The sequence below is a fragment of the Micromonospora sp. ATCC 39149 genome (genome assembly GCF_000158815.1).
Classification (GTDB): domain Bacteria; phylum Actinomycetota; class Actinomycetes; order Mycobacteriales; family Micromonosporaceae; genus Micromonospora.
In genome coordinates this window covers 5,360,717-5,363,633 of the sequence record NZ_GG657738.1, presented here as the reverse complement: position 1 = coordinate 5,363,633, position 2,917 = coordinate 5,360,717, and the positions used below count along the sequence as shown (strand labels likewise).

The 2,917-nt window shown below is 78.6% G+C and carries 2 protein-coding genes and 1 pseudogene; all 3 read left to right on the top strand.

Annotated elements, in window-relative coordinates:
• Positions 1–1,249: pseudogene (locus MCAG_RS23465) on the top strand (SbcC/MukB-like Walker B domain-containing protein); the annotation flags it as partial.
• Positions 1,250–1,293: 44 nt separating this feature from the next.
• The gene (locus tag MCAG_RS23460) at positions 1,294–2,247 is read left to right on the top strand and encodes a hypothetical protein (RefSeq protein WP_007075464.1); all 954 of its coding nucleotides are present in this window, start codon (positions 1,294–1,296) and stop codon (positions 2,245–2,247) included.
• A 43-nt stretch (positions 2,248–2,290) separates the two neighbouring features.
• Positions 2,291–2,917 (top strand): spermidine synthase (locus MCAG_RS23455; protein WP_007075463.1); only part of this gene is annotated, 627 nt, incomplete at its 3' end.

Here is a 2,917-nt window from a genome sequence, read left to right as displayed (position 1 = left end):
TGCGAGCAGGTGGTGCCCCGGGTGCCCGCCGTGCCGGCCGGTTCGGCGGTGGCGCGGGCCACCGCCGCGGGGAAGGCGGCCCGGGCGGCGGCCCAGGCGGCGCAGCGGGTGGTGCAGGAGCGCGACGCGGCGGCGCGGGACCTGGAGCGGGTGCTGCTGCGGGCCCGCGCCGAGCACGACCAGCTCCGGGGGCGGCTGGCCGAGCTGGACGACCAGCTCGCCGATGCCGCCGCCCCGGCGGCGCTGCGGCACGACCTGGCCGAGCACGCCCGGCTGCGTAGGGCCCTCGACGAGGCGGCGGGCGCGGTCCGACTGGGGCGGGACGCCGCCCGGCGGGCCCGGGGGGCGCTCGACGGGGCCGAGGAGCGGCTGCGCGCCGCGTGGCGGGACTTCGACGCGACCCGCGACGGCCTGGCCCGGTTCGGCCCGCCTGCCGCCGACCGGGACGACGTCGCCGCGGCCTGGGCGGCGCTGGCCGGGTGGGCCGACGGGGAGGCGGCGCGGCGGCGCGCGGACCGGTCGGGGCTGGCCGAGGCGGTCGCCGGGGCGGAGGCCGCCGAGGCGGCCGTCCAGGAGCGGATCGCGGGCGTCTTCGCCGCCGCCGGGTTGGCTGCCGGGGACGACCCGGTGCGGGCGGCCACCGTCGCGGTGGAGCGCGCCGAGGCCGCCCTACCGGCGGCTGGTGGAGCGCCGCGCACAGGCCGCCGAGCTGCGCGAACAGCGGGCCGGGCACGAGCGGCAGGCCCGGGTCGCCCGCGCCCTGGCCGGACACCTACGGGCCAACAACTTCGAGCGCTGGCTGCTCGCCGAGGCGCTGGACCTGCTGGTCGACGGCGCGTCGGGGATCCTGCGGGAGCTGTCGGGCGGCCAGTACGACCTGGTGCACGACAAGGGCGAGTTCTTCGTCGTCGACCACCACGACGCCGGGCTGCGGCGCGGGGTGCGCACCCTGAGCGGCGGGGAGACGTTCCAGGCGTCGCTGGCCCTGGCCCTGGCGCTGTCGGAGCAGCTCGCCGGGATGTCCACCACGGCGGCGACCCTGGAGTCGATCGTCCTGGACGAGGGGTTCGGCACCCTGGACACGGCCACACTGGACACGGTGGCGGCCACCCTGGAGAGCCTGGCCGCCCGGGGCGACCGGATGGTGGGTGTGGTCACCCACGTGCCGGCGCTGGCCGAACGCATCCCGGTCCGGTTCGAGGTCAGCAAGGACGCCCGTACGGCCCGCGTGTTACGGACCGGCCGGTGACCGGCCCGGCGGAGCAGGAGCCACCACCCGGGGCACCGCCCGAGCTGTTCGTCGACACCTGGGACCCGGGCTACGGCGCGTCCTTCGAGGCGGTGCCGGGCGGGCCGGCCACGCCGAGCAGCCAGCAGGTCGACGCCGACGTGGAGCTGCCGGCGGTGGACTGGCGGGCCGTGGACGTCCGGCCCGGGGTGCGGGCGCCGGCCGTGGTGCTGCTGGTCGACGGGGTACGCCGGGTCGACGCGAGCGTGTGGACGGCCGAGGCCGACGGCGCGTCGTTCCCCGGCCTCGCCGCCTCGTACGCGGCCGGGGTGGTCCGCTGCGACCTGGAGCGGGGCGCCGCCCGGCTCGCCGGAACGCAGGTGCGTCGGGGCCTGTTCACCGCCAGCCCGTCGGCCCGGGAGGTGCGGGCCGGTACGGTGCGCTACCCGGTGCACCGGGTCGGCGGCACCGGCGAGCTGGCCAAGCTCCAGGCGGCCGTGCAGGGGCCGCTCACCGCGCTCGAGGTGGAGGTTTCCGGGGCGGCCCGGGTCGACGGGGACCTGCTGGTCGTCGACGGCCCGCTGCGCAGCCGCCGGCAGCTTCCCCGCGCGCTCGGGTACGTCAAGACCCAGCACAGCCAGTACCTCGACGCCCGACTGACCGCCGTGGTCACCGGGCTGCGGGCCGGCCAGCGGTCCCCGGTGTTCAAGCTCGGCACGGCCTGGGGTGGGTACTCCTGGTACTTGCGGCTGCCGGTGGCCGCCGGCGCGCCGTGGGCCGGCATCGTGCGGGTGGAGTGCTCGGCCGAGCTGGCCGAGGAGGAGGCGATCGCCCTGGCCGACCTGTCGCTGGTCACCCTCCCCCGGTTCGCGTCCACCCCGTACAAGGACCCGCGCGCCCCGCAGAACCTCATCCCGATCGCCGGCCTGGAGCGCCGCCTGCGGGCGCTGCTCGGCGACGCCCGCCTGCTGCACCGGGCGCTGACCGCCGCGGCCCGGGGTCGCGGGCCACGCCGATGACGACCGGATCCGCCGCGATGTCGGCCCCGGCGGGCGGTCGCTGATGGGCCGCCGCCGGGACGCGGACCGGGTGACCGCGCGGGTCGACACCGGCGAGGCCGAGCTGGTCCCGGACGCCGACCGGCCGGGGTCGTTCACCCTGCTGCTCGACGGCGCGCCGCAGTCACACGTGGACCTCGCCGACCCCACCCACCTGGAGTTCGAGTACGTCCGGCGGCTGGCCGCCGCCCTCGACCTGATCGCACCGGCGGGTGCCCCGCTGCGGGTGCTGCACCTCGGCGGCGGTGCGCTCACCCTGCCCCGGTACGTGCAGGCCACCCGTCCCGGCTCCACCCAGCGGGTGTCCGAGGTGGACGGCGCCCTGGTCGACCTGGTCCGCCGCGAGCTGCCCTGGCCGGCCGACCCCCGGCTGCGGGTGCGGGTCGCCGACGCGCGGGCCACCCTGGCGTCCAGCCGGGATGCCGGCTACGACGTGGTGGTCGCCGACGTCTTCGCGGGCGCCCGCACCCCGGCGCACCTGACCAGCGTGGAGTACGCGACCGAGGTGGCCCGGGTGCTGCGCGCGAACGGCTGGTACCTGGCCAACGTCGCCGACGGGCCGCCGCTGCGGTACGCCCGCGCCCAGGTCGCCACGGTGCGCGCGGTGCTGCCCCGGGCCTGCCTGATCGGG